We start from the raw sequence: 25,819 nt of genomic DNA, 5'->3' as shown, positions 1-25,819 counted from the left end.
TCGCGGCCTTGTGCTTTCGCAGGCGAATTATTCGCTCGGCTGATCGAACTGCAGCACGCCATCCTCGAAGATATTCAAGCGCTCGCGCAGCTCATCCGACTGTATCGGCGCGCCACTCGCCGGGTCGCCCGGTAAAGCCGACTCTGCCGCGGCGCCACTCGACGCACCGGGCGGCGACTCAACGGCACCGTCCTGCTCACCCTCGATCGCGCGCTGGGCCTTCTTGGTCAGCACCGTGATGTCGATACGTCGATTAACCGGGTTGAGCGGATTCTCACGGTCGAACAGCGCCGACGAGGCATAGCCGACGACTCGCGCCACCTGCTCTTCGTCATACCCACCGGCAACCAGCACGCGCCGCGCGGCGTTCGCCCGATCGGCGGAAAGCTCCCAGTTACCAAAGTCGCCGCGCCCGGAAAACGGCTTGGCGTCGGTATGTCCACTGATGCTGATCTTGTTCGGCACCGCCCTGATGGTGTCACTCAAGGCCAGCAGAATGTCCTCGAAGTAGGGCTGCAAGCGCGCGCTGCCACTGTCGAACATCGGTCGATTCTCGGCATCGACAATCTGGATGCGCAAACCGTCCTGGGTGATATCGAACAGAATCTGATCCTTGAAACGCTGCAGCTGGGGATTTTCCTCAACCTTGGTCTGCAACTCCTGCAGCAACAACTCGAGACGCTCGCGCTCCAACTCTTCAGCCATGGCTTCGGCCTGTTCGGCGGCGAGCTGCGCTGGCTCGATCTCGACCTGTTCACCTTCGGTCTGGTCGTCGACCGGCTGGTTGAGCGTGCGATCCGGCGCCGGGGTGGGCGAACCACCGAGGTCGATCACATAAGGGCTGGCACTCTCGGAGAAGCCGATAGGGTCCTTGAAGTACCCGGAGATCAGCTTCTTCTGCTCCGGCGTGGCCACGGACATCAGCCACATCACCATAAAGAATGCCATCATTGCCGTGGCAAAGTCGGCGAACGCAATTTTCCAAGCCCCGCCATGATGGCCTGCGGCGACCTTCTTGACTCGCTTGACAATAATCGGCTGGTTATTCTCCATAACCTTTAGCTACCGCGCATGGCTTGCTCGAGTTCACTAAAGCTCGGCCGATGAGCGGGATAAAGCACCTTGCGTCCAAACTCTACGGCCAGCGACGGCGGCATACCGGATGCAGAAGCAACCAGGCAGGCCTTGATCGACTCGTACACGTTCAGCTCCTCCTTGGCATCATGCTCAAGGCTGGTGGCGAGCGGCCCGAAAAAGCCGTAAGAGGCAAGAATGCCGAGGAATGTACCGACCAAAGCCGTACCCACCTTCTCGCCGATCTGTGCGTTATCGGCCTCGGCAAGAATCGACATGGTAATGACGATACCCAGTACTGCCGCAACGATCCCCATGGCCGGCAGACCGTCGGCGATCTTCGCCACAGCATGAGCGGGATGTTCCAGCTCCTCCTTGAGGCTGGCGATTTCCATGTCGAACAACCCTTCCAGCTCGTGCGGTGCCATGTTGCCGGAGGACATGACGCGCAGGTAATCACAAATATAAGCCGTCATCCGCGTGTCTTTGAGAATGACCGGGTACTTACTGAAGATTGGGCTGGCTGACGGATCCTCGACATCGGCCTCGATGGCCATCATGCCCTCGCGGCGACTCTTGTTAAGAATCTCATAGAGCAAACGCAACACGTCGAGATAATACGCATGAGTGAAGCGCGAGCTGAACATGCTCAAGGACTTCTTGAGCACATGCATGAACATGCTGCCCGGATTAGATTGCAGGAAGCCCCCCAGTGCGGCGCCGCCAATAATCATTACTTCAAAGGGATGCACCAGCGCCATGAATTGACCGCCAGACAAGATAAAGCCGCCAAGCACGCTGGCGAACACAACAATAATGCCGATGATTTTTGCCATAAAAGGGAACTTGCTAGAGCCAGTAGTAAGGGTTTTTCAAAACAACCCTTCTATTTATCGGAAGTTATGCGCGAGACTATAGCCAGTTCAGGTTAAAAGCTAGTTTGGCTCAACCCGCATGCCTAAGCGTTCCCCCCTCCCCCGAAGTCTCGATGCCTGGCTCAACCAGCTTGGCAATCAGCTGTTACCAGTGCCTGCCGAGAACCTCCTGCTGGTACGACGCGCCGTGGGCGACAGCCGTCGCTCGTTACGCGATATTGCCGAGCTCATGCAGAGCAGCCCCGCCCTGGCGCTCAGCGTATTGCGCGAAGCCAATCGCAAGAGCACCGGCCTCAGCGAGCCCGCCGAGAACCTGGAAAAGGCCCTCGGCCGATTGGGCTTGCAACGTGTCGAAGAGTTGCTGAACCGGCAGCCCAGCATGCCGGCTGCCGAGATACCCCAGGCGCTGCGACAAATCCAGCTGATCAGCCAGCATGCCGCGCAACAGGCCAATGGCCTGTTCGCCGGGCGCCTGGCGCGGCTCTGGCAGGAAATTCAGTGGGGTAGCCTGCTGTTTCTCACGCCCGTCTGGGCACTGCTGAGCAGCCACCCCGAGCTGCTCGACCTGTGGGAGCAACGCGTACTGGTAAAAGGCGAGCCAGCGGCCAAGGTCGAACACGACGTACTCGGCGTACCCCTGCTTGAACTCTGTCTGGCCCTGGCCGAACACTGGCGTCTGCCAGAGTGGATCATCCTGGGTTACCGCCTGCTGCTGAATGATCGCCGCCTACTAGCCAAAGCACTGCACATTGCCAGTCGCCATCCGCAACCGCTGCACCAGCAACAGTTTCTCGACGCCGATAACAACCTGCGCCGCTGGCTGACCCAACCGGCCAACAGCATCCTGCTGGCCAACCTCCTGGCGCTGACTGCCCACAACGCCTGGGACACGCCTCACAGCCTGCGCTGGCAACGCCTGACCGCGCTATACCTGCAACTGCCACTCGACGCCCTGCAGCAGCAGGTTCATCAATTCGCTGCACAAAGCGCCCGCCAACACTTTGATCCCGACCTCTGGCATCCCGCCGAAGCCCTGCTTTGGCCCTGGCAGGCTCGACACCTGCAGCCCCCGTCAGCGCCCCCGGCGAAAGCCCAGGAAGTCAGCGAGTGGCGCCAGCACTGCATGCAACTGCTGGCTCAGCCGACCGCCTTCAATAGCGTCGCCGCCCTGACGGCCTGCGCCAGCCAGGCATTGCAGGCGTGCGGCATGCAACGCGTATTGCTGCTCTTGGCCGACCGTACTCACAGCCGCCTGGTTACCCACCAACACATTGGCCTCGATCCGTCGGCTACCAGCCTGAGGCTCGACCCGCAACACAGCCAGGTACTGCGGCGGCTGCTTAGCGAGCCAGGGCAGCTGCGCCTGAGCCCGGGAAACATTGCTCAGTTCTCTGCCCTGCTCCCCGGTGCGCTGAAAGCACTGTTCCCTAGCGAACATCTGCTGATCCGCTCACTGGCCAGTCACGGCCGGGTCATGATGATCGTACTCGTCGACCAGACTGGCGCGCCGATCGACGAAGCCAGCCTGCAAGCCTTCGGCAAAACGGCACAATGCATTGAGCGCGCCCTGAGCAGTTTTGCCAAACGCGAGCAGTAGGCTTTCCGCTACAATTCGTCCCTTTCCTTGAATGAAGAGGCCCAGCATGACTGCCTTCGCTGCGTTGCCATTGGTAATCGAGCCGGCCGACCTGGCCAGCCGCCTGAATACCCCCGAATTGATTCTGGTCGACCTGACCAGCGTTGCGCGCTATGCCGCAGGGCACATTCCCGGCGCACGCTTCGTCGACCCCAAACGCACCCAGCTGGGCCAGCCTCCAGCGCCCGGCCTGCTGCCGGAGCAGGCGCAACTGGAGCAGTTATTCGCCGAACTGGGGCACAACCCGGACGCCATTTATGTGGTCTATGACGACGAGGGCGGCGGCTGGGCCGGACGTTTTATCTGGCTGCTGGATGTCATCGGCCATACTCGCTATCACTACCTCAATGGCGGCCTGCACGCCTGGTCAGCCGAAGATCGTCCGCTCAGTACCGAACTGCCTGCAGCGCTCGACGGCTCTCTGACGCTTGCCCTGAGCGACGCACCCACCGCGACCCGCGAATACCTGCAAAGCCGCCTGGGCGCGGCCGACCTGGCAATCTGGGACGCTCGTTCGCCTGCGGAGTACCGAGGCGAAAAGGCCTTAGCGGCGAAAGCCGGGCATATCCCAGGCGCAGTGAACTTCGAGTGGACCGCCGGCATGGATCAGGCCCGCGCCCTGCGCATTCGTCAGGACATGCCCGCACTGCTCGACAGCCTCGGCATCAGCCCGGACAAAGAAATCATCACCCACTGCCAAACTCATCACCGTTCCGGCTTCACCTACTTGGTGGCAAAAGCACTCGGCTACCCACGCGTTAAAGCCTACGCCGGCTCCTGGGGCGAGTGGGGCAACCACCCGGACACCCCGATCGAGCGCTAATCCGCCACCCGCCTGCTTCTCAGCAGCCTCCCTGGCTCTTAAGGAACCTCAATGAAACAACGTCTATTTATCCTCAGCCAGTACCTGCTGCCGCATCATCTGCTATCGCGCCTGATCGGCTGCGCTGCCGAGTGTCGCGTCGGCTGGATCAAGAACTGTCTGATCACCTGGTTCGCCAAGCACTATCAAGTCGATATGAGCGAGGCGCAGATCGAAGAGCCAACCCGCTTCGAGCACTTCAACGCCTTCTTCACCCGTGCTCTGAAAGACGGCGTACGCCCACTGGACCCGGCCCCCGACGCCATTCTCTGCCCGGCCGACGGAGCCGTCAGCCAACTGGGCCAAATCGAGCATGGCCGAGTGTTTCAGGCCAAGGGACAAAGCTTCAGCGCGGTCGAATTGCTCGGTGGTGATACCGAGCGCGCCAGTCCGTTCATGGGTGGTGAGTTCGCCACCATTTACCTGTCGCCTAAGGACTATCACCGCGTGCATATGCCGCTGACCGGCACGCTAAGAGAGATGGTCTACGTACCGGGTCGATTGTTCTCGGTCAACCAGACCACCGCCGAGAACGTTCCCGAACTATTCGCCCGCAATGAGCGCGTGGTCTGCCTGTTCGACACCGAACGCGGCCCGATGGCCGTGGTATTGGTCGGCGCCATGATCGTCGCCTCAATCGAAACCGTCTGGGCCGGCTTGATCACGCCGCCCAAGCGGGCCCTGAAAACCTTCCGTTATGACGAAGCCGCACGGGCACCGATCACCCTGGAAAAAGGCGCCGAGCTCGGCCGCTTCAAGCTCGGCTCAACCGCCATCGTGCTATTCGGCCCGAACCAAGTGCGCTGGGCCGACGAACTCATGGCCAACAGCAGCGTGCAGATGGGCCAGCGCCTTGGCAATAGCCAGAGCCATTGACACACAGCAGGAGCAAGGCTTAGGCCGGGCCCACGTCATCTGGCCTAAATGCCTTGCTGGCACTCATCTCGCGCGGGCCGGGGACTGAACGCTCAAGGGGGCTGAAGGTCCAAAGCGGCAGTGTTAGCAGCTCGTCACAGTGTGGACGGCTAGTCACGTCCGCGGCTGCGGCCCCGCCAAGATGCTGCTAGAGTGCCCTGCATTACTATTTAGAACGACTCGCCGTCCTGCTGGCGTTGGAGTATCCAAGTTAGATGGATAAACAGAGTCCCCACCTGCAACTCCGGGTACCGACACCCGACAAGCAGGGCCTGTCTTTCTGCGAAGCCAGCCCGCGCGACCTGAAGCGTTGGATTGCAGGGATACCAAAAGCCAATATCGGGGAAACTGCCCGCCAGCTCTACCAAGCGCTGATAGAACTGAACCAACTGCAGACTCCCTCGGATAATCGCTTGCAGCTGCTGGAACTGCTCCGCCCTGAGGTGCATTTCGTCTGCCAGCACCTGGAGCGACACTTCCTTAATCAGGCCATTGTTCTCGACGACCGCCCGCGCAAAGTCGCCAACCTGTGCCAGGCGCTACAACACCACCTGGCGGTCGGCTACAAACTGATCATTGCCCGCGTGGTGTCGCAGCCCAAACGCGAACGCAACCAGTTGCTGACCATTGCCTTGCAACGCGCCACCCACAGCCTGGGCGGCACACTGGTACGCGCCAGCCAGTTGTACTGCCCTGTACCGGAAGGCCTTTGGCTGGAGTTGCATCAGCTCTACCAAATCGCCCGCACGCACGAATTGCACACTCTGCTGATCCGCGACCCACTGGCCCAACACGCTCAGGGCTTAAGCGTTGAGCAAAGCTATCTGGTGACTCTGTTGCTTGGCTGCGCCCGCTGCAACCAGATGCGCCAGAATGGCATTGCCCGCCTGGCTCAGGCCCTGGAGCCCTGGAGCAAACTGGTCAAGCTACAAGCCGCCAACTTGCCCTCCAGCCTATTCGCGGTGGCCCAACAACTGGATGCCCCGCCGCGCTATACCTCGCTGTTCCAGTCCAACGAATTGCACAACGCCCTGGGCATTGACCCGCAACCGCTGGTTGACGCCATCAAGGAGCACTTGCTGCTGCCCGCACAGGACTCCGCACGCTCGCGCCTGCTGGTACCCGAAGGCTTCAGCCTGGATATGCTGCAACACCTTGGCGCCGCCTGGGGGGATATTTCCGAACGCACCTTCCAACGCACCCAGGGCCAGGGCACGCTGACGCTGTGCATCGGCATGAGTGCCCTGCATTTTTTCCTGGCCAGCGGGCGCTCTTTCAACGAAACGCTCAAACGCCCCGCGACGACCGGCGCTGCAGTCTTCAAGCCCGACACCGGCGCTGCAGATGTGTGGTCGAATGCTTTCGACGTACAGAAAACCAATGACTGGGAGAAGGGCCTGCCTTTCGAAGAAATCGAGTACAGCAAGCCCATAGCAAACCAAGCCCAGAACAACACCAGCGCTCGCGAAGACTACCCGACCTACGCCCTGCCTATCATCAACCACAGCCCTGGGGGCTACTGCCTGTCCTGGCCGAAAGAGGTGCCGAGTCAGCTGCAAACAGGCGAGCTGCTGGGCGTTCAAGACACTCCGGAACAAGGCTGGAGCGTCGCCGTGGTCCGCTGGATTCGTCAGGTGCGTGGCGGCGGCACGCAGATAGGCATCGAACTGATCGCCCCGCACGCACAAGCCTGTGGTTTGCAACTGGTCCGCAAAGCCGAACAGAACAGCCAGTACCTGCGCGCCCTGCTGCTGCCGGAGATCAGTGCACTGTCCAGACCGGCCAGCCTGATCACCCCACGCCTGCCCTTCCAGGAAGGCAACAAGGTCATGATCAATCTCAACGGTACGGAGCGCCGCGCGCTACTCAGTCGTCGCCAGACCAGTACAGGCAGCTTCAATCAATTCGATTACCGCAGTTTCGAGCAACCCCCAAGCGATCACGGGAAGCCTGTCACAGCCCCGGAAAGCCTCAGCCCAGCAGGGGAGGAAGACTTTGACTCACTCTGGAAGTCGCTGTAGATTGCCGGCTCATTACCTTTTGTCGCCTTTTAGCGCCCGTTTGGCGCAGATCTAACTTCCCATCATGGCCATCGAAAAAAAAACCATTCGGCTACTGATCCTCGAGGACTCGCAGAACGAGGCCGAGCGCCTCGTTAGCCTGTTTCGCAACGCCGGCCAGGCGACCCGCGTACACCGACTGACGTCGAGCGATGACCTGGCTGAAGCGCTGCAGAAAAGCTGGGATCTGCTAATCGCCTCGCCCAGCAGCGAGCAGCTCGCCCCCAGCGAAGCGATCAGCGCCATTCGCCGCCAGGCCAAAGACATCCCGGTCATCCAGCTACTCGCCGACAACGACTCCAACAGCATCACCGAAGCCCTGATGCTGGGTGCTCAGGACGCTCTGCCGCAAGGCGAGGATGAGCGCCTGATATTGGTCGCCAAGCGCGAGCTGGCCAATCTGGAAGAGCGCCGCGCCCGCCGTGCTGCCGAAGTGGCTCTGCGCGAAGCGGAGAAGCGCTGCCAGCTATTGCTCGACAGCTCGGTCGATGCCATCACCTACGTGCATGACGGCATGCACATCTACGCCAACCGCGCCTACCTCGAACTGTTCGACTACCAAGACGCCGACGAGCTCGAAGGCATGCCGATGATCGATCTGATCGCCAGCGCCGACCAAGCCAATTTCAAGAGTTTCCTGAAGAACTATCAGAGCGCCGAGGGCAACGCAGAGCTGGCCTGCACTGGTGTCCAAGCCAGCGGCCAGACATTCCAGGCACGCATGACCTTTTCGCCAGCCGCCTACGACGGCGAACCCTGCATCCAGGTGGTGATCCGCGCAGAAAGCGATAACGCCGAACTGGAGGAGAAACTGCGCGAAATCAGCAGCCAGGACCTGGTCACCGGCCTGTACAACCGCAACTACTTCCTCGAACTGCTGGATACCGCCGCAGAACGCGCGGTAACCGCCGGTCAGCCCGCCAGCCTGGCCTACATCCGCGTCGACCACTACGCTCGCCTGCTCGCCGAGTTTGGCCTGGCCGGTATCGACCTGCTGCTGACCGACCTGGCCAATCTGCTGCGCGCGCATTTCCCCGCCGATGCACAACTGGCCCGCTTCGGCGACGATGTCTTCTGCGTGCTGCAGCCCGGGCAAACGCCTGAACAATCCGAGGCAAGCCTGGCCGCTCTGCTGAAGAAGGTCGACAGCCATCTGTTCGACATCAATGGCCGCACGGCACAGACCACCTTGTCGATCGGCGTCGCCGGCCTCAACGAAAAGACCGCGAAAGCCCAGGAAGTGGTCAACCGCGCCCAGCGCAGCGCCGACGAACTCAGCGAGGGTAATGCCCTGAAGCTGTTCAATCCGGCCGAAGAACTGGCTGCCGCCGCCAATCGCGGCAATATAGTCGCCATGGTGCAGCAGGCGCTCGAGCACAACAGCTTCCGCCTGCTATTCCAGCCGATCATCAGCTTGCGCGGCGACAGCTATGAGCATTACGAAGTGCTGCTACGCCTGCTCAACCCGCAAGGCCAGGAGGTGCCGCCAGACGAGTTCCTCCACGCCGCCAAAGAAGCCGGGCTGGGCGAGAAGATCGACCGCTGGGTAATTCTCAACTCGATCAAGCTGCTGGCCGATCATCGCAGCAAGGGCCACAACACCCGGCTGTTCGTCCACCTTTCCAGCGTCAGCCTTCAGGACCAAACCCTGCTGCCCTGGCTCAGCGTAGCCTTGAAGGCCGCACGCCTACCTTCCGACTCACTGGGCTTCCAGTTCAGCGAGCAGGATGCCCTGACCTACCTGAAGCAGGCCAAGGCACTGACCCAAGGCTTGAACGAGCTGCACTGCAAGGTGGCGCTCACCCAGTTCGGCTGCGCGCTTAATCCGTTCAACACCTTGAAACACCTGGAGATCGACTTCGTCAAAATTGACCCGTCGTTCTCCCAGGACCTGTCCCAGCCGGATAGCCAGGAAGCCTTGAAGACCCTGCTCTCCAGCCTGCACGCCCAGGCCAAACTGACTATCGTGCCCTTTGTCGAGAGCGCCAGCGTGCTGGCTACACTCTGGCAAGCCGGGGTCAATTACATCCAGGGCCACTACCTGCAAGGTCCCAGCCAGTCGATGGACTACGACTTCTCTACCGGCGACGAATAGCCGGCCTGCATCCTCGCGCCAGTCAACGGGCTGGTGCTGACCGTGGATGCCGTGCACTCAGCCGCACTTACCTCTTATCGCACCGTCCAGCCAGCGCCACCCTTCCTTGATCCAGGTCATCCTCCTGACGAACGCCAGAGTTAGAGTATTTCGACGCTCTAGCTAGCAGGAGACTCCTCATGAGCATGATGAAAGCTGCTGTATTCGTCGAACCCGGTCGCATCGAATTACAGGACAAACCCATCCCGGAGATCGGCCCGAACGACGCATTGCTACGCATCACGACCACCACCATCTGCGGCACCGACGTGCACATTCTCAAAGGTGAATATCCGGTAGCCACAGGCCTGACCATCGGCCACGAGCCGGTGGGCATCATCGAGAAAATCGGGCGTAACGTGCAAGGCTATCGCGAAGGGCAACGAGTGATCGCCGGCGCCATCTGCCCGAACTTCAGCTCCTATGCCAGCCAGGACGGTCATGCGGCGCAGGATGGCGGCTGCTCCTGCCATGGCTACAAAGCCATGGGTGGCTGGCGCTTCGGTAACAGCATCGACGGCACTCAGGCGGAGTACGTACTGGTGCCCGATGCTCAGGCTAATCTGGCACCAGTACCGGACGGACTCAGCGACGAACAGGTGTTGATGTGTCCGGACATCATGTCCACCGGCTTCGCCGGTGCCGAGGCCGCCAACATCAAGATCGGCGATATCGTGGTGGTCTTCGCCCAAGGCCCGATCGGCCTCTGCGCCACCGCAGGCGCCAAGTTGCGTGGCGCCAGCAGCATCATCGTGGTGGACCGCGTCGATGCGCGCCTTGAGATCGCCCGCCAGTTGGGCGCCGACGTCGCCCTCAACTTCGAACAGGTAGACGTGGTGGATGAAGTCATGCGCCTGACCGGCGGCCGCGGCGTGGACGCCTCGATCGAGGCGCTCGGCCTGCAAACCACCTTCGAAAGCGCACTGCGGGTACTCAAACCGGGCGGCACCCTTTCCAGCCTGGGCGTCTACTCTACCGATCTGCGCATCCCTCTGGACGCCTTCAACGCCGGCCTGGGCGACAAAAGAATCGTGACCTCGCTGTGCCCCGGCGGCAAGGAACGCATGCGCCGACTGATGAATATGGTCGAGTCACAGCGTGTCGACCTGAGATCGCTGGTCACCCATCACTACCCACTGGAGGATATTGGTGCGGCTTATGAGCTATTCGCCAATCAGCGCGACGGTGTGCTGAAGGTGGCCATCAAGCCCTAGCGGGTAGCGCATAGCGCGCGAAACGAATGGATGTCGCTGCCCGGCTTAACTACCAGCCGAGCAAGCTGCATGGGCACACCTCAAGCTGTCACACCGACTGGTGCGATGCTTCGTTACTCCATGCCGTCGCGATCACGAAAACCGAGCAGATAGAGGATGCCATCCAGGCCCAGGGTCGAGATGGCCTGCTTCGCCGACTGCTTGACCAGGGGCTTGGCCCGGAACGCCACCCCCAACCCTGCAATCGCCAGCATCGGCAGGTCATTGGCGCCATCACCGACGGCAATGGTCTGCTCCAGACGCAGCCCTTCTTTTTCTGCCAACTCGCACAGCAGGTCGGCCTTACGCTGCGCGTCGACGATCGGCTCGACTGCCACACCGGTAACCAGCCCGTCGACGATTTGCAGTTCATTGGCAAATACGTAGTCGATACCCAGGCTGGCTTGCAACTGCTTGGCAAAATAAGTGAAGCCACCCGACAGGATCGCCGTCTTATAGCCCAGGCGTCGCAGTTCGCTGAACAGGGTTTGCGCTCCTTCGGTCAGCCTCAGTGACGCACCGATCTCGGCCAGCACCGTTTCTGGTAACCCCTTGAGCAGGGCCAGACGCTCTTTGAAGCTGGCCGCAAAGTCCAATTCGCCACGCATGGCCCGCTCGGTGATGGCCGCAACCTGCTCACCCACTCCAGCGGCCTTGGCCAACTCATCGATCACTTCGGCCTCGATCAGAGTCGAGTCCATGTCGAACACCGCCAGGCGGCGATTACGCCGAAACAACGAGTCGCGCTGAAAGGCAATATCGACGCTCAACTCCTGGGCCACGCTGAGGAATTCGGCGCGCAACGCCGCCGGATCGGCGGGCTCCCCGCGCACGGAAAACTCGATACAACCCTTGCCCTGCTCCGCCGGCATATCCAGCGGCATACGCCCGGACAGACGGTCGATATGATCGATATTCAATGCATATTTGGCGGTAATCGCGCTGACTCGCTGCAACTGCTCGGCGGTTACCTTACGCGTCAACAGGGTGACGATATGCCGAGCCTTGCCCTGAGCACTGACCCATTGCTGGTAATCCGCTTCGGCAACCGGGGTGAAGCGCACCTGCTGGTCCAGCTTGTAGGCTGTAAACAGCACCTCCTTGAGCACCGAAGAAGCCCGCTCGGTATCCGGAATCTCGACCAGAATGCCGAACGACAGAGTGTCATGAATCACGGCCTGGCCAATGTCGAGGATATTCACCCCACCTTGGGCCAGCACCCCCGTGATGGCGGCAGTCAGACCCGGGCGGTCTTCACCGGTGATGTTGATCAGGACAATTTCGCGCAATGCGTAGCCTCCAGGAGTCGGTTTCTGGCTAGTGATCAATCAGCGGATTGACCACCCGTCGCGCAGCGAATTGCAACGCCGCAGCCCGTGCAGAACCCTCAGTTGTTTTCCGCCGCCGAGTGAACTCAGCAGAACCCGTAAAAAGATGCACATTCTACCCATTTCCGCCGCTATACGAGCACGCACAGCGCTTTGCCCTGTGCAGGGTGATCGCTATACTGCGCGGCAACTCCTCGACATGAGCCGCGCTCTGTGAACCGGCCCACCCCCGTAAAGCCCGACAACTTCTTCCTCCTGCTGTTTCAGGCCCTGCGCCAGCGCCGCGTACCACTGGCTTTGCGCATCGCCAGCCATAGTCTGTTGCTGGTTGCCATGGCTTTGGTGATCTACGCCTGGGTGATTGGCATGCAGTTCAAGCAAGCCATGCAGCAACAAGCCGAAGCCCTCGGCACCAGCCTGATAACCCAGACCGCCGCCTCGACCACCGAGCTGCTGGTGTCCAACGACATCCTCAGCCTGAATGTGCTGTTGAATAATCTGGTGAAAAATCCGCTGGTGGCCCATGCGGCGATTTACAGCGTGGACAACCGCATCCTCGCAGAAGCTGGCTCGCGCCCAAGCCAGAGCATGCTCGGAGAGACCGAAGGGTTGTACTCGATCCCGATCACCTTTCAAGAGGTCATCGCCGGTCAGTTGCGGATCAGCCTGGACATGCGCCAGTTTCAGCAGCCGATGACCATCAGCCTGCAGAGCATGGGTATTCTCAGCCTGATTTTGCTGGCACTGACACTGAGCCTGAGCCTACGCCTGGGTCGACACATTTCCACCCCGCTGATGCAGCTGCGCATATGGCTGCGCGACCCGGACGACCCTGCCCCAGGCGCCGGACGCCATGACGAGATCGGTGACCTGGCGCGCCAACTGCAAGCGCGTCTGGTGCCGGAAAAGCCCGAGCCCGAGATCGAACCTGAGCCTGAAGACTTCCACGACGAAGAGGACTATGGCGACGATGAACCTGACTATCTGCAAGGCCAGGACGATGATGAGCCCGACTTCAGGGTCCGCGGCCTGCACGACGAACACCTCGACGACCTGAGCGATGAATCCGAGCAGGACAGCCCGGCCCGTCGACCTCTAGCACATATGAGCGAAGAGCAGGACGACGATCCATTCGCCGACTTGCGCGATGATGCAACGGCGCTGCCTGACACCCCGCACGCCCCTATCGCCCCCCAGTTCAGCGCCGTACTGGCCATCCAGCTCGGCGCTCAGGAGCAATTACGCCGCCTGCCGCGGGCACGCCTGCTGGACTTGCTGCAGCGCTACCGCGACTGCCTGAACCAGGCCGCAGCACTGTATCAAGGCGAACTGCACACCCTGAGTGACGGCAGCAGCCTGATGCTGTTCCATAGCCAGGACAGCGGCGCGGATTACCTGACTCACGCCATTTGCTGCGGCGAGCTGATGCGCGCACTCGGCCACGCCCTGCAAATCGAGGTCGCCGACAGCGGCATCACTCTCCAGCTGCAACTGGGCCTGACTCAGGGCGAAGCACTGCTCGACCTGAGCCAGGGCGACCTGCTGCTCAGCGACACCGCCCAGAGCGCCCTAGCCTTGTCACAGCACAGCCGTAACCTGCTGCTGCTCGACCGAGGCGTCGGCGAGGACCCTCTGGTCCGTCAGCGCAGCCGGATTCGTGCCATTGCCAGTCCGGAAGGCGCCAGCTGCGTGGAACGTCTTCTAGAGCCCTACCCCTCGCTGCTGGAGCGCCAACTGGCGCGCATGCACGATAACCGCGCACGGTCTTGACCACACTGATCAACCACCCACTGCCGCGCCTGCCCTAGGGCTAGCGCTCGGCAGCCGAGGCTTCAGTCACTCGCGACTGCTCGTCGACATGAGCGGACTACTCGCGGCGCCGAGCGGCCTCCCGCCCGGCTGCAGCCCGCTCACTTCCGCCCCGCGGATCAACCTGCCCCCCCCTTTCCACAGCCTGCTGGACGCCCTGACCAATGGCGGCCTGGGTGTCGCCTGATTGTGGCCGTGGAGCCCTCAGCGTTTCTTCATGCCCTGGCGCCCTATTGAAGCCTCAACCCTTTATCGATGGCTTTTTAGCGCCTGCGTTGCGCCTTAGTTCGACGCCCATGAAAAAGCCCGCACCAGGCGGGCTTCCCAACAACAAGCGGTAACAGCCGCGGCGCTCACGCCAGTCGTAAGCAGCGCTAGCCCCTACCGAGGCCGGAACGCCTCGATCAGAAGCGAAAAACCTCGGCATCTATTCTGATCGGCTCCGCCACCGGAATCTTCGGCGCTTCTGGTTTCCGCACCGGCGCAGCAGGCGCTTTCTTGCGCGGTTCCGCTGCAACCGCCGGGGTGGCATTACCGAACTCTTCCACCGCCAGCGCCAATTCCTCGACCAGCTGCTGCATCACCAGGCTCTGCGCTCGCACTTGATCGGTGATAGTGCCCTGGTGCGCCTCCTCCTTGCGCACCAGCCGGCCGTCGAGCAATTGCCCCCCTTTACCCAGCAGACGCCATTGCGCCTCGAGCACTGCGGGTAACTGTGGCCCAGAATCCAAACGAGTGATAGACAGCTGAACCTGTATCTGCGGAACGAAGCCTGGGCTGGCGGGAGCCAGCAGCAGGCGTTGACTGTTCAGCCGCGAAGCCAGCTGGCGCAGTAATTGCTGATCGATATCCGCGGCCAGACTGCCAGCCCAGCGCGCCTCGGTAGTGGTCGTCAGACGGCCATCTTCCTGACGCTGCAGCAGGGCTTCACGCTGCAGATAATCGGCCACCGTCACCGGCCCCAGCAGTACCGCCACCCCGTCTTTATCAGCTGGCACCTCTGAATTGCCACTGTCCAGCTGATACAGCGGTACCGGTTGGTACTGCGCACAACCGACCAGACCAAGTAAGCCGGCCAACAAAATCAAGGGAAGACGCACTGCAATCATTACTCTCATCCAGCCGACATTAACTGCCGGCAGTAAAACCTGGGTTAGCAGACGCACTCAGCCGCACTGGCGCATCCCGCGGCCGACTATCATCCGCCAAACCGCCTTAGGACTCCAGCCTTGTAGGCACCAACGCACGCGCCAAGCCTCATGCCAGCGGCTCGACCAGCAGACCGTCGACCCGCTGGAAGCCGCGCGGCAGCTTGTTACCACGCCGACCGCGCTCGCCTTTGTAATGCTCCAGGTCATCGGCCTTGAGCGACAACGTGCGCTTACCTGCTTGCAGCACCAGGGTCGCGCCGACCGGCAACACCGCCAAGTCGCTGAGGTATTCCTCACGATTGGCGACCCGCTCACCGGGAATGCCGATGATCTTGTTGCCCTTGCCTTTGCTCAGTTGCGGCAGATCGGCCACTTTGAACAGCAACAGACGCCCCTCGGTGGTTACCGCCGCCAGCCAGTCCTCGGCACGATTGTTCAAGGGCTTCGGCGGCACCACCTTGGCCCCCGCCGGCAGGCTCAGCAGCGCTTTGCCGGCCTTGTTCTTGGCTTGCAAATCCTCGCCCTTGACCACGAAGCCATAGCCCGCGTCGGAGGCGATAACAAACAATGCCTGATCATCCGGCAGTAATACGCACTCGAAAGTCGCACCTGGTGGCGGGGTCAGGCGACCGCTGAGCGGCTCGCCCTGCCCGCGCGCAGAAGGTAGCGAGTGAGCCGCCAGGGAGTAACTGCGCCCGCTCGAGTCGATGAATACCGCGTACTGGTTGGAGCGCCCCGGAGCGGCAGCCTTGAAGCCGTCACCGGCTTTATAGGACAGCCCCGTGGCATCGATGTCATGGCCCTTGGCGCAGCGCGCCCAGCCCTTCTCGGAAATCACCACAGTAACCGGCTCGGTCGGCAGTAACTCGGTTTCCGAGAGTGCCCGCGCCTCGACACGCGCGACTATCGGCGAGCGCCGGGCATCGCCGTAGGTCTCGGCATCGGCGAGAATTTCGCTACGCACCAGCTTGCGCAGCTTACTCTCACTGCCAAGCAGTGCCTGCAGTCGTGCCTGCTCCTTGGCCAGCTCATCCTGCTCGCCGCGGATCTTCATTTCCTCCAGGCGCGCCAGCTGGCGCAAGCGGGTATCGAGTATGTAGTCGGCCTGGTCGTCAGTGAGACCGAAACGCGCCATCAGCACGGCTTTCGGCTGCTCCTCGGTGCGGATGATATGGATCACTTCATCCAGATTGAGGAAGGCGATCAGCAAGCCTTCCAACAGATGCAGGCGTCGCTCGACCTTGTCCAGGCGGAACTGCAGACGTCGGCGTACGGTACCGATACGGAAGGTCAGCCACTCGGCCAGCAGGGTACGCAGGTCTTTCACCTGCGGCTTGCCATCCAGACCGATGATATTGACGTTCACCCGGTACGAGCTCTCCAGCTCGGTGGTGGCGAACAGGTGCTGCATCAGCTCTGCCGCGTCGACCCGATTGGAGCGCGGGATGATGACGATGCGGCACGGGTGTTCGTGGTCCGACTCGTCGCGCAGGTCGGCGACCATCGGTAGCTTCTTCGCCTGCATCTGCCCGGCGATCTGCTCCAGCACCTTGGCCCCGGAGACCTGGTGCGGCAGCGCGGTGACCACGATGTCACCGTCTTCGATGCGATAGACCGCGCGCATGCGCACCGAGCCACGGCCGGTCTGATAGATTTTCAGCAGGTCGGCACGCGGGGTGATGATCTCCGCTTCGGTCGGATAGTCGGGACCGAGCACATGCTCGCAAAGCTGCTCGACCGTAGCGTTCGGCTCATCCAGCAGGCGCACACAGGCACTGGCGACTTCACGCAGGTTGTGCGGCGGCACGTCGGTAGCCATACCCACGGCGATGCCGGTGGTACCGTTCAACAACAGATTGGGCAGGCGCGCCGGTAGCACGGCCGGCTCGTTGAGGGTGCCATCGAAGTTCGGCACCCAATCGGCGGTGCCCTGACCCAGTTCGGTCAGCAACACCTCGGAGTAGCGCGACAGACGCGCCTCGGTGTAGCGCATGGCGGCGAAGGACTTCGGGTCATCCGGCGCCCCCCAGTTACCCTGCCCGTCGACCAGGGTGTAGCGGTAGCTGAACGGCTGCGCCATCAACACCATGGCTTCATAGCAGGCCGAGTCGCCGTGCGGGTGGAACTTGCCGAGCACGTCGCCGACGGTGCGCGCCGACTTCTTGTGCTTGGAGTCGGCGTCCAGCCCCAGTTCGCTCATGGCATAGACGATGCGCCGCTGTACCGGTTTGAGACCATCGCCGATATGCGGCAGGGCGCGATCCATGATCACGTACATGGAGTAGTTGAGATAAGCCTGCTCGGTAAAGTCGGCAAGGGAGCGGCGCTCAACGCCCTCCAGGCTCAAATCGAGGGATTCGCTCATGCGGGCCTCATTGCAAAGTGGATTGGCGCAACATCAAGCTGCCGTCGCGCTGGGTAAATTCGAGTTGTTTCAGGGCGCTCATGCCCAGCAGCACCTCATCGCCGCCCATGCCTGGGGCGATCAGGGCAGCCACGTCCTTGAGAACGATATCGCCCAACTGCAAGCGGTTGAGCTCGGTGCGATGGGCCGTGGCGCGACCGTTGGCGGTGCTGATGATGATTGGCGCGCCGGGCTGCAAGCCGAGTCGCCGGGCCAGCTCGATCGGCACCGCGACCTGGGTGGCGCCGGTGTCGAGCAGGAAGGTCACCGGCTCGCCGTTGATCTGACCGTCGGCACGATAATGTCCCTGGCGGCTACTGGCCAGGCGCACCTCGACGAAGTCGCTACCGTGTACCGACTCGGGCGCACGATTAGGGTTGCGCTGGCTTTCCTGCCAGTCGCCGAAAAACCGCGTAGCCAGCAACAGACCGGCGCCCCAGGCCAGCACCAGCATCACCCGCCCGGCGCGCCGCCCAGGGGTTTGCGCACTCACCGGGTATTACCCCAGCCACCCTTGGGCGCGGCGAAACGCCAGACCAGCGGCCGCTGCTCGCCATCGCCGCGCGCACGCCGACCATTATCGAGGCCGACCCAGGCGCCGTCCTTATCGATCACCAGGGCTTCGGCAACGCCGAACGGACTGTCGTAGCGACGCGCCTCGGTCAACGCCTCCGCGGCGAACGACCAGCAGCGCTCAACCTCGCCACTGTCCGACTGACGACGGCAGATGCGGTGCCCCAGGCGTTCCAGAGTGAAGAGTTTGCCCTGAGAGAAAACCAGGTCAGAAAAATCCCGAGCCTGCGGCTCGCCGCCCAATTGCGCCGGCGCCGACTCCTGCCCACCTTCGCTCAGCAACACGCAGCCCCCGGTGCAGCGCCAGCTCGAAGGTTGCTTGTGCAACACCAACAAACCACGATTCTCGCGCTCGGCAGCCAGCCACAGGCGCTCTCCGGCTGGATCGACCGCGACGCCCTCGAACAACGCGTTGACATGCAGCAGCATGCCACTGGCGCGGGCCTGACGAACCAGTCCGCCCGGCAAGTTCAACCACTGCGGCGCCGCGGCCGGTGGAAGCTGCAGCACCGCGGCATGTGCCTCGCTGACCAGGTAGCGGTTGCCCTTGGCGTCGCAGCTCAGTCCCTCTAAATCCAAGTCGCCGCCGCGCACCTGCCCGGCCACCCAGGTGCTCATGCGCAAGCCCCAGGGCAGTGGCATTACCGGTGGCGCTGGAGCGACGAAAGGTTCGGCTTCGGCATGCCACACCGTCTGACTGGTATCCAGACGATACAAACGGTCATCATCGCGATCCGACACCGCCCACAGCGCCTCGCTGCACCAGGCCAAGCCCGATAGATTACCCCCGGCGATGCCCTCGACCGGATGCTCGCTGAGCAGTTTCAACTCATCTAACGGTTGAGCAGCGACCAGCAGCGGAGCCGCGATCAACAGCAGCGCAACGCACAGACGCCGCATCAGAGCAGCACCTCGGCCAGATTACCCTTCGACTCCAGCCAGGACTTGCGGTCGCCGGCGCGTTTCTTCGCCAATAGCATGTCCATGATTTCCTGAGTACCTGGGTAGTCCTCCAAGGTCAGCTGGACCAACCGACGGGTATTCGGGTCCATGGTGGTTTCGCGCAACTGCGGTGGATTCATCTCGCCAAGGCCCTTGAAGCGGGTGACCTGCGGCTTGCCGCGGCGCTTCTCGGCGACCAGACGGTCGAGGATGCCGTCGCGCTCGGCGTCATCCAGGGCATAGAAGATTTCCTTGCCCAGATCGATGCGATACAGCGGCGGCATGGCCACGTAGATATGTCCGGCATCCACCAGGGGGCGGAAATGCCGGACGAACAAGGCGCACAGCAGAGTGGCGATATGCAGCCCATCGGAGTCGGCGTCGGCGAGGATACAGATCTTGCCGTAGCGCAACTGCGACAGATCGCTAGAGCCCGGGTCGATGCCGATGGCCACAGCGATGTCATGGACCTCCTGCGAGGCCAGGACTTCTCCGCCATCGACCTCCCAGGTATTGAGGATCTTGCCACGCAGCGGCATGATCGCCTGGAACTCCTTGTCACGCGCTTGCTTGGCCGAACCGCCAGCGGAGTCGCCCTCTACCAGAAACAGCTCGGAACGCATCGGGTCCTGACCGGCGCAATCGGCCAACTTGCCGGGCAGCGCCGGCCCCTGGGTGATGCGCTTGCGCTCGACCTTCTTGCTCGCCTTGAGACGGCGATTGGCGTTGCTGATCGCCAGTTCGGCGAGTTGCTGACCAAGTTCGGGATGGGCATTGAGCCACAGGCTGAACGCGTCTTTCACCACACCCGAGACGAAGGCCGCAGCCTCACGGGAAGACAGGCGCTCCTTGGTCTGTCCAGAGAATTGCGCGTCCTGCATCTTGGTCGACAGGACGAAGGCAATCCGCTCCCAGACGTCTTCCGGCGCCAGCTTGACCCCGCGCGGCAACAGGCTGCGGAACTCGCAGAACTCGCGCATGGCGTCCAGCAGACCCTGGCGCAGGCCATTCACGTGGGTGCCGCCCTGAGCCGTGGGGATCAGGTTGACGTAGCTTTCCTGCACGCTGTCGCCGCCTTCCGGCAACCACAGCAGCGCCCAATCCACCGCTTCTTTATTACCCGCCAGGCTGCCGCAGAACGGCGCCTCGGGCAGCCGTGGGTAGGCGCTGACTGCATCCTCCAGGTAGGAGCGCAAACCATCTTCATAGAGCCACTCGACGCGCTCGCCACTGGCCTTGTCTTCGAAGCTGACGCTCAGCCCGGGACAGAGCACCGCCTTGGCCTTGAGCACGTGCTTCAAGCGGCTGATCGAGAATTTCGGCGAGTCGAAATACTTGCTGTCCGCCGAGAAATGCACGCTGGTGCCGGTATTGCGCTTGCCGACCGTGCCGATCACGGCCAGGTCGCTGGCCTTGAAGCCGTCGGCAAAGGTCATCTGGTATTCGTTGCCGTCGCGCTTGACCCGCACCGAAACATGGGTCGACAGGGCGTTGACCACGGAGATGCCGACGCCGTGCAAGCCACCGGAAAACTGGTAGTTCTTGTTGGAGAACTTACCGCCGGCGTGCAGCTTGGTGAAGATCAGCTCCACCCCCGGCACACCCTCTTCGGGGTGGATATCCACCGGCATGCCACGGCCGTCGTCGATCACCTCCAGGGAGTTGTCCTCGTGCAGGATCACCTGGATCGACTTGGCGTGGCCGGCCAGGGCTTCGTCGACACTGTTGTCGATCACTTCCTGGGCCAGGTGGTTGGGCCGGCTGGTGTCGGTATACATGCCCGGGCGCTTGCGCACCGGGTCCAGGCCGGAAAGGACTTCGATGGCGTCTGCGTTGTAGGTGTTCTGCTGGGCCATGGGGTCTCTGGTCGTCATTAAAGGTCGGAAAAGTCGATATCGCGCCAAAGCTGGGCGTCGATACCGGCAAAAGCAAAGAGCATCGGCAAATGTTCGGCGAAACCCTGAAAACCGTGATCGCCCCCGGCCTGTATGCGCAGCGCGCAGGCGCGGTAATAGGCCTGGGCATGGCGATAGTCGAGGGTTTCGTCGGCGGTCTGCAACCACACCTGGTAACGCGCGGGATCTTGCGGCGGCGGCACTTCCAGCTCAGCCAGGGCCGTCACGTGGTCGGCGGTCAACTCCCAGGTCTCATCGCTGTAGAAATTCTGCTGCGGGCCCAGGTGGCCCTCGAACAACTGATGCGGACGTACCGCAGGGTTGATCAACAGCGCCCGCAGCGCATGCCGCTCGGCCAAGTGGGTCGCATAGTAGCCGCCCAGGGAGCTGCCTACCAGCACGGGCCGACCGAGCTCGCCGATCAGCGCGTCGAGCTGAGCAATAGCCTGACGCGGATGGTGATGCAAGGCCGGTACACGCAGGTTCGCAGCCAGACCCAGGCGCGTCATGGCGCACAGCAACTGGCTGGCTTTCAGCGACGCAGGCGAGCTATTGAGGCCGTGAATATAGAGAATACTGGGGTTGGCTAGGGGCATGATTGACAGGGCTGACACGCGGCATCGGGAAGCGGAACGGTAGCAGCTTTCGCCTGATTGTCTCCAGCCTCAGCGCCCTTTCAATAGCCCTTGACGCTGTAATCCACCTCAAACGGAATACCGCTGACGCGCGATACGCCCGTCTCCAGGCGTCCATCAGCATGCAGACGCAGCCAGCGGTAGCCGGGGGCCGTGCTGTCTACCTGAAACTCCTCACTACCTGGTTTGAATTGCACGCAAGTGGAAGGCGACGCGAGCAGCCGTACGCCATTGCGCTGCTGATCGAACTCCTGGTGAATATGCCCCCAAAGTAACCCACGCACCTGAGCAAAGCGCTCCACCACCGCGAACAATGCACCCGGATTGCGCACACCGATCGTGTCCAACCAGCGACAACCAATGGGCACAGGGTGGTGATGCAGACAGATCAGATGGTGACGCTCAGGGGCTTCACCCAGCGCGCGCTCCAGCAAGGCCAGTTGCCGCTCGCCGAGATAACCCGGCACCGCGCCGGGAATGGAGGAGTCGAGAAGGATGATTCGCCAGTTGCCCAGATCGATCACCGATTCCAGCAAGTCACTGCCGACACAGGCGGCCTGCATGGCCGGAACTTCGTCATGGTTACCGGGAAACCAGCGCGCTGGCGCCGGGATGGCCGCCGTCATCTGGCGAAAACGCGCATAAGAGGCCTGACTGCCATCTTGCGACAAGTCGCCGCTGGCCAGCATCAGGTCAATCTGTGGCTGCTCCTGCAGCACCTGCTCGATCACTCGCTGCAGGCTGTCCTGAGTATCCATGCCCAACAGCTTATCGTTCGCTTCGGCGAATAAATGGCTATCGGACAACTGCACCAGCAGTACCGAGGAGTCTTCAGCGGAAGTGGGCACGCGCGGCAAGGCCTTCTCCTTGAGCGGAATGCCTGGATTATGGCGGCTAGGCCAGCCAACGGTAAACCCGATAAACGGGCATAGGTCACAGAAAAGCGCCCACAAGACTCAGGATGGGACTGACTTATTCGCCATCTCACTCAACAGCACGTCACTAGCCCAGCAGCACCGGCTCCAGCTCATGACCGCAGGCCAGGCAGTGGCTCAACCACTCGCCAAGGAACAGATTGAGCTGGGCCTTTTCATCCGGTTGGTGCATCGCCGCATTTGGGTAGGGATAGATACTGCGGAAGCGTCGGGCACTTTGCGCGCTGACCACCTCCGCCATGCGCGCATCGTGATAGACCCGCACTTCCAGTTGCGGCACCGGCAGCCACGGCAGGCTGTGCTCCTGACGTACCTGCAGGGTCGATGTGTAGGGGCAGGTTTCCAGCACCTCCAGCGCCAGCACACCGAGCAGATGTTCGCCCTGGCTCAACGCCACCCGCCGCGCGCTGGGCTCGTCACGCATGGCCGGCAACAAACGCATCAGCCGCGCATAATTGGCCTCGCACACCGCTTGCAGCTCGACCAGATCGACCCGGTAGCGCTCGCGTAACAGGTTCACGACCATAACCCCCGGACTTCGGCGCGATTCAGTGCCAGCCATTGCAAGGCGATGATGCTCGCCGCATTGTCGATACGCCCGTCTTTCACTGCGTCCAGCGCATCCTCCAATGGCCAGACATGCACCCGAATATCCTCACCCTCTTCTGCCAGGCCATGTACCCCACCTGCGCCTTGGCTGTCGCAACGACCGACGAACAGATGTACGCGCTCATCCGAGCCGCCAGGCGAAGGGTAGTACTGGGTAATCGGCCACAATGAGCTCAAGGTCAGATTCGCTTCCTCGACCGCCTCCCGGCGCGCCACTTCCTCAGGCTGCTCGTCCTTGTCGATCAGCCCGGCAACCAACTCCAGCAACCACGGGTTGGTACTCTTCTCCAAGGCGCCAATCCTAAACTGCTCGATCAACACCACCACATCATGCTGCGGATCGTAAGGCAGCACGCACACAGCATCGTGGCGCACGAACAGCTCGCGGCTGAGTTGCGGGCCCATCCCCCCGGCGAACTGGCGATGCCGCAACTGCAGGCGATCGAGCTGGTAAAAGCCGCTAAAACAGGTTTCCCGCTCGATTATTTCAACGTCATCCTGTTGCATAACTACCCCCTATTAACACGAACGGGCCCGAAGGCCCGTCCTGTTCACGCTGCATTCGGTTGGGCGTTAACGCCCAACCGTCTGCGTCGAGACTCCATCACACCTTGTGATAGAGCTGCGCGCCCTGCGCCTTGAACTCTTCGGCCTTGGCCTGCATGCCCTGCTCCACTTCCTGATCCAGCTCCAGCGCGGCGATGCGTTGCTCTTCAGCATAGACCCGCACTTCCTGGGTGATCTTCATCGAGCAGAACTTCGGCCCGCACATGGAGCAGAAATGCGCCACCTTGGCCGAGTCCTTCGGCAGCGTCTCGTCGTGGTAGGCCCGTGCGGTATCCGGGTCCAGGCCGAGGTTGAACTGGTCTTCCCAGCGGAACTCGAAACGCGCCTTGCTCAATGCATTATCGCGAATCTGCGCTCCCGGATGACCTTTGGCAAGGTCTGCCGCATGAGCGGCAATCTTGTAGGTGATGATCCCGGTTTTCACGTCATCCTTGTTCGGCAGACCCAGATGTTCCTTGGGAGTAACGTAGCAGAGCATGGCGCAACCGAACCAACCGATCATCGCCGCACCGATGCCGCTGGTGATGTGGTCGTAGCCCGGCGCGATGTCAGTGGTCAGCGGGCCGAGGGTGTAGAACGGCGCCTCGTCGCAGCACTCCAGCTGCTTGTCCATGTTCTCCTTGATCAGCTGCATCGGCACGTGGCCGGGGCCTTCGATCATCACCTGAACGTCGTGTTTCCAGGCGATCTTGGTCAGCTCGCCGAGGGTTTCCAGTTCGCCGAACTGCGCTTCGTCGTTGGCGTCGGCAATCGAGCCGGGACGCAGGCCGTCGCCCAGCGAGAAGCTGACGTCGTAGGCCTTCATGATCTGGCAGATTTCCTCGAAGTGGGTGTAGAGGAAGTTCTCCTGGTGATGCGCCAGGCACCACTTGGCCATGATCGAACCGCCACGGCTGACGATGCCGGTGACGCGCTTGGCGGTCATCGGCACGTAACGCAACAGCACGCCGGCGTGGATGGTGAAGTAGTCCACGCCTTGCTCGGCCTGCTCGATCAGGGTGTCGCGAAACAGCTCCCAGGTCAGGTCTTCGGCGGCGCCGTTGACCTTTTCCAGGGCCTGGTAGATCGGCACGGTGCCGATCGGTACCGGCGAGTTACGGATGATCCACTCGCGGGTCTCGTGGATGTGCTTGCCGGTGGACAGGTCCATCACGGTATCGGAGCCCCAGCGGATGCCCCAGGTCAGCTTGGCCACTTCTTCTTCGATGGAAGAGCCCAGCGCCGAGTTGCCGATGTTGCCGTTGATCTTCACCAGGAAGTTACGGCCGATGATCATCGGCTCCAGCTCGGTGTGATTGATGTTGGCCGGGATGATGGCGCGACCGCGGGCGATTTCCTCGCGGACGAACTCCGGGGTGATCTCCTTGGGAATGCTCGCGCCGAAGCTATGGCCGGCGTGCTGCTGATCGAGCAGACCGGCGGCGCGGGCTTCCTGCAGCTTCATGTTCTCGCGGATGGCGACGTATTCCATCTCCGGGGTGATGATGCCCTGGCGCGCGTAGTGCATCTGGCTGACGTTCTTGCCGGCCTTGGCCTTACGCGGGTTGCGCACGTGGGCGAAGCGCATGGCGGTCAGCTCGGGGTTGCTCAGGCGCTCCAGACCGAAGTTGGAGCTCAGGCCGTCGAGCAGCTCGGTGTCGTCGCGGTCGGCGATCCAGGCCGAGCGCACGTCGGCCAGGCCCTTGCGCACGTCGATGGTCACATTCGGATCGGTGTAGGGGCCGGAGGTGTCGTAAACCACTACCGGCGCGTTGATCTCGCCACCGAAGTCAGTCGGGGTGACATCCAGGCTGATCTCGCGCATCGGCACGCGAATATCCGGGCGCGAACCCTGCACATAGACCTTCTGCGAACGGGTGAAGGGCTGCACGGATTGCTGGTCGACCTGGGCGGATTCACTCAGGTTCTTTTTTTCTTGTGTGCTCATCGGCTGGTTCTCTCCTGGGATGAAATGTCGGAGTGAACGTGAACAGAGCCGTTTGCGGGCGCGGGCGCACCAGAACTGGTGCTGAGAAGACTCGCCGTGGGGAAAGCGAGGACATCTTGTTCCCTACGCAGGCCTTAACCTGATCAGGTTCAACGGGATCCGGCAACTGCCAATCTCAGCCCAAAATACGGGCACCCCGACAAGAACCCAGGCAGTCTAATCAAGACATCGCAAT

At 61.9% G+C, this 25,819-nt stretch carries 21 protein-coding genes and 1 riboswitch; of the genes, 8 read left to right on the top strand and 13 right to left on the bottom strand.

The annotated features are described in order from the left end of the window. Positions 1–27: 27 nt before the first annotated feature. Positions 28–1,053 (bottom strand): flagellar motor protein MotB, encoded by a 1,026-nt coding sequence (gene motB / locus TMS3_RS05740; protein ID WP_025164303.1) that lies wholly within the window; start codon positions 1,051–1,053, stop codon positions 28–30. Positions 1,054–1,058: 5 nt separating this feature from the next. Beyond that, a complete protein-coding gene (gene motA, locus TMS3_RS05735; RefSeq protein WP_025164302.1) occupies positions 1,059–1,910 on the bottom strand; it encodes a flagellar motor stator protein MotA in 852 nt (283 codons plus the stop codon). A gap of 118 nt (positions 1,911–2,028) precedes the next feature. Between motA and TMS3_RS05730 the strand changes: the two genes are divergently transcribed. The 6 genes from TMS3_RS05730 (at position 2,029) to TMS3_RS05705 (ending at position 10,770) form a co-directional block, all read left to right on the top strand. Next, entirely contained in the window at positions 2,029–3,546 is a 1,518-nt protein-coding gene (locus tag TMS3_RS05730; RefSeq protein ID WP_025164301.1) for an HDOD domain-containing protein, read from the top strand. A 46-nt stretch (positions 3,547–3,592) separates the two neighbouring features. Further along, positions 3,593–4,408, top strand: coding sequence for a rhodanese-like domain-containing protein (locus TMS3_RS25425; protein ID WP_025164300.1), 816 nt, complete (start codon positions 3,593–3,595; stop codon positions 4,406–4,408). Between the two features lie 51 nt (positions 4,409–4,459). Beyond that, positions 4,460–5,323 carry an archaetidylserine decarboxylase gene (gene asd / locus TMS3_RS25420; protein ID WP_025164299.1) on the top strand — a complete coding sequence of 288 codons (864 nt, stop codon included), beginning with the start codon at positions 4,460–4,462 and terminating at the stop codon, positions 5,321–5,323. A gap of 254 nt (positions 5,324–5,577) precedes the next feature. After that, on the top strand, positions 5,578–7,383 hold the full coding sequence (locus TMS3_RS05715; RefSeq protein WP_025164298.1) for a hypothetical protein: 1,806 nt from the start codon (positions 5,578–5,580) through the stop codon (positions 7,381–7,383). A gap of 64 nt (positions 7,384–7,447) precedes the next feature. Then, on the top strand, positions 7,448–9,517 hold the full coding sequence (locus TMS3_RS05710; RefSeq protein WP_025164297.1) for an EAL domain-containing response regulator: 2,070 nt from the start codon (positions 7,448–7,450) through the stop codon (positions 9,515–9,517). Positions 9,518–9,696: 179 nt separating this feature from the next. Continuing rightward, the gene (locus TMS3_RS05705) at positions 9,697–10,770 is read left to right on the top strand and encodes an NAD(P)-dependent alcohol dehydrogenase (protein WP_025164296.1); all 1,074 of its coding nucleotides are present in this window, start codon (positions 9,697–9,699) and stop codon (positions 10,768–10,770) included. Positions 10,771–10,883: 113 nt separating this feature from the next. On the opposite strand, the gene serB is transcribed toward TMS3_RS05705, so the two are convergent. Next, positions 10,884–12,098, bottom strand: coding sequence for a phosphoserine phosphatase SerB (serB, locus tag TMS3_RS05700; RefSeq protein ID WP_025164295.1), 1,215 nt, complete (start codon positions 12,096–12,098; stop codon positions 10,884–10,886). 252 nt (positions 12,099–12,350) lie between these two features. Between serB and TMS3_RS05695 the strand changes: the two genes are divergently transcribed. Together TMS3_RS05695 and TMS3_RS25415 are read left to right on the top strand one after the other, a co-directional pair. Beyond that, complete coding sequence (locus TMS3_RS05695; protein ID WP_025164294.1) at positions 12,351–13,907, top strand: AhpA/YtjB family protein; 1,557 nt, start codon at positions 12,351–12,353, stop codon at positions 13,905–13,907. Between the two features lie 88 nt (positions 13,908–13,995). After that, positions 13,996–14,133 (top strand): hypothetical protein, encoded by a 138-nt coding sequence (locus TMS3_RS25415; RefSeq protein WP_200929597.1) that lies wholly within the window; start codon positions 13,996–13,998, stop codon positions 14,131–14,133. 217 nt (positions 14,134–14,350) lie between these two features. Here the strand turns inward: TMS3_RS25415 and TMS3_RS05690 are convergent, their stop codons facing one another. From TMS3_RS05690 to thiC, 10 genes are all read right to left on the bottom strand, one after another. Continuing rightward, positions 14,351–15,055 (bottom strand): PqiC family protein, encoded by a 705-nt coding sequence (locus tag TMS3_RS05690; RefSeq protein WP_025164293.1) that lies wholly within the window; start codon positions 15,053–15,055, stop codon positions 14,351–14,353. A gap of 148 nt (positions 15,056–15,203) precedes the next feature. After that, positions 15,204–17,462, bottom strand: coding sequence for a DNA topoisomerase IV subunit A (gene parC / locus TMS3_RS05685; RefSeq protein WP_025164292.1), 2,259 nt, complete (start codon positions 17,460–17,462; stop codon positions 15,204–15,206). 7 nt (positions 17,463–17,469) lie between these two features. Then, positions 17,470–17,994, bottom strand: coding sequence for a retropepsin-like aspartic protease family protein (locus TMS3_RS05680; protein ID WP_025164291.1), 525 nt, complete (start codon positions 17,992–17,994; stop codon positions 17,470–17,472). Then, the gene (locus tag TMS3_RS05675) at positions 17,991–18,974 is read right to left on the bottom strand and encodes an esterase-like activity of phytase family protein (RefSeq protein WP_025164290.1); all 984 of its coding nucleotides are present in this window, start codon (positions 18,972–18,974) and stop codon (positions 17,991–17,993) included. Before TMS3_RS05675 ends, TMS3_RS05680 begins: the two co-directional genes overlap by 4 nt. Continuing rightward, entirely contained in the window at positions 18,974–20,872 is a 1,899-nt protein-coding gene (parE, locus tag TMS3_RS05670) for a DNA topoisomerase IV subunit B (protein WP_025164289.1), read from the bottom strand. Before parE ends, TMS3_RS05675 begins: the two co-directional genes overlap by 1 nt. Positions 20,873–20,889: 17 nt before the next feature. Beyond that, entirely contained in the window at positions 20,890–21,507 is a 618-nt protein-coding gene (locus tag TMS3_RS05665) for a YqiA/YcfP family alpha/beta fold hydrolase (RefSeq protein ID WP_025164288.1), read from the bottom strand. Between the two features lie 80 nt (positions 21,508–21,587). Beyond that, complete coding sequence (gene cpdA, locus TMS3_RS05660; RefSeq protein WP_025164287.1) at positions 21,588–22,403, bottom strand: 3',5'-cyclic-AMP phosphodiesterase; 816 nt, start codon at positions 22,401–22,403, stop codon at positions 21,588–21,590. A 145-nt stretch (positions 22,404–22,548) separates the two neighbouring features. Beyond that, the gene (locus tag TMS3_RS05655) at positions 22,549–23,007 is read right to left on the bottom strand and encodes a DUF1249 domain-containing protein (RefSeq protein ID WP_025164286.1); all 459 of its coding nucleotides are present in this window, start codon (positions 23,005–23,007) and stop codon (positions 22,549–22,551) included. Continuing rightward, a complete protein-coding gene (locus TMS3_RS05650; protein WP_025164285.1) occupies positions 22,998–23,597 on the bottom strand; it encodes an NUDIX domain-containing protein in 600 nt (199 codons plus the stop codon). The genes TMS3_RS05655 and TMS3_RS05650 overlap by 10 nt, the downstream gene beginning before the upstream one ends. A 97-nt stretch (positions 23,598–23,694) precedes the next feature. After that, positions 23,695–25,584 (bottom strand): phosphomethylpyrimidine synthase ThiC, encoded by a 1,890-nt coding sequence (thiC, locus tag TMS3_RS05645; RefSeq protein WP_025164284.1) that lies wholly within the window; start codon positions 25,582–25,584, stop codon positions 23,695–23,697. Between the two features lie 103 nt (positions 25,585–25,687). Beyond that, positions 25,688–25,793: riboswitch (TPP riboswitch) on the bottom strand. Between the last annotated feature and the right edge of the window lie 26 nt (positions 25,794–25,819).

The organism is Pseudomonas taeanensis MS-3 (genome assembly GCF_000498575.2).
In the GTDB taxonomy this organism is placed as follows: domain Bacteria; phylum Pseudomonadota; class Gammaproteobacteria; order Pseudomonadales; family Pseudomonadaceae; genus Aquipseudomonas; species Aquipseudomonas taeanensis.
This window is presented reverse-complemented; position numbering and strand designations above follow the sequence as displayed.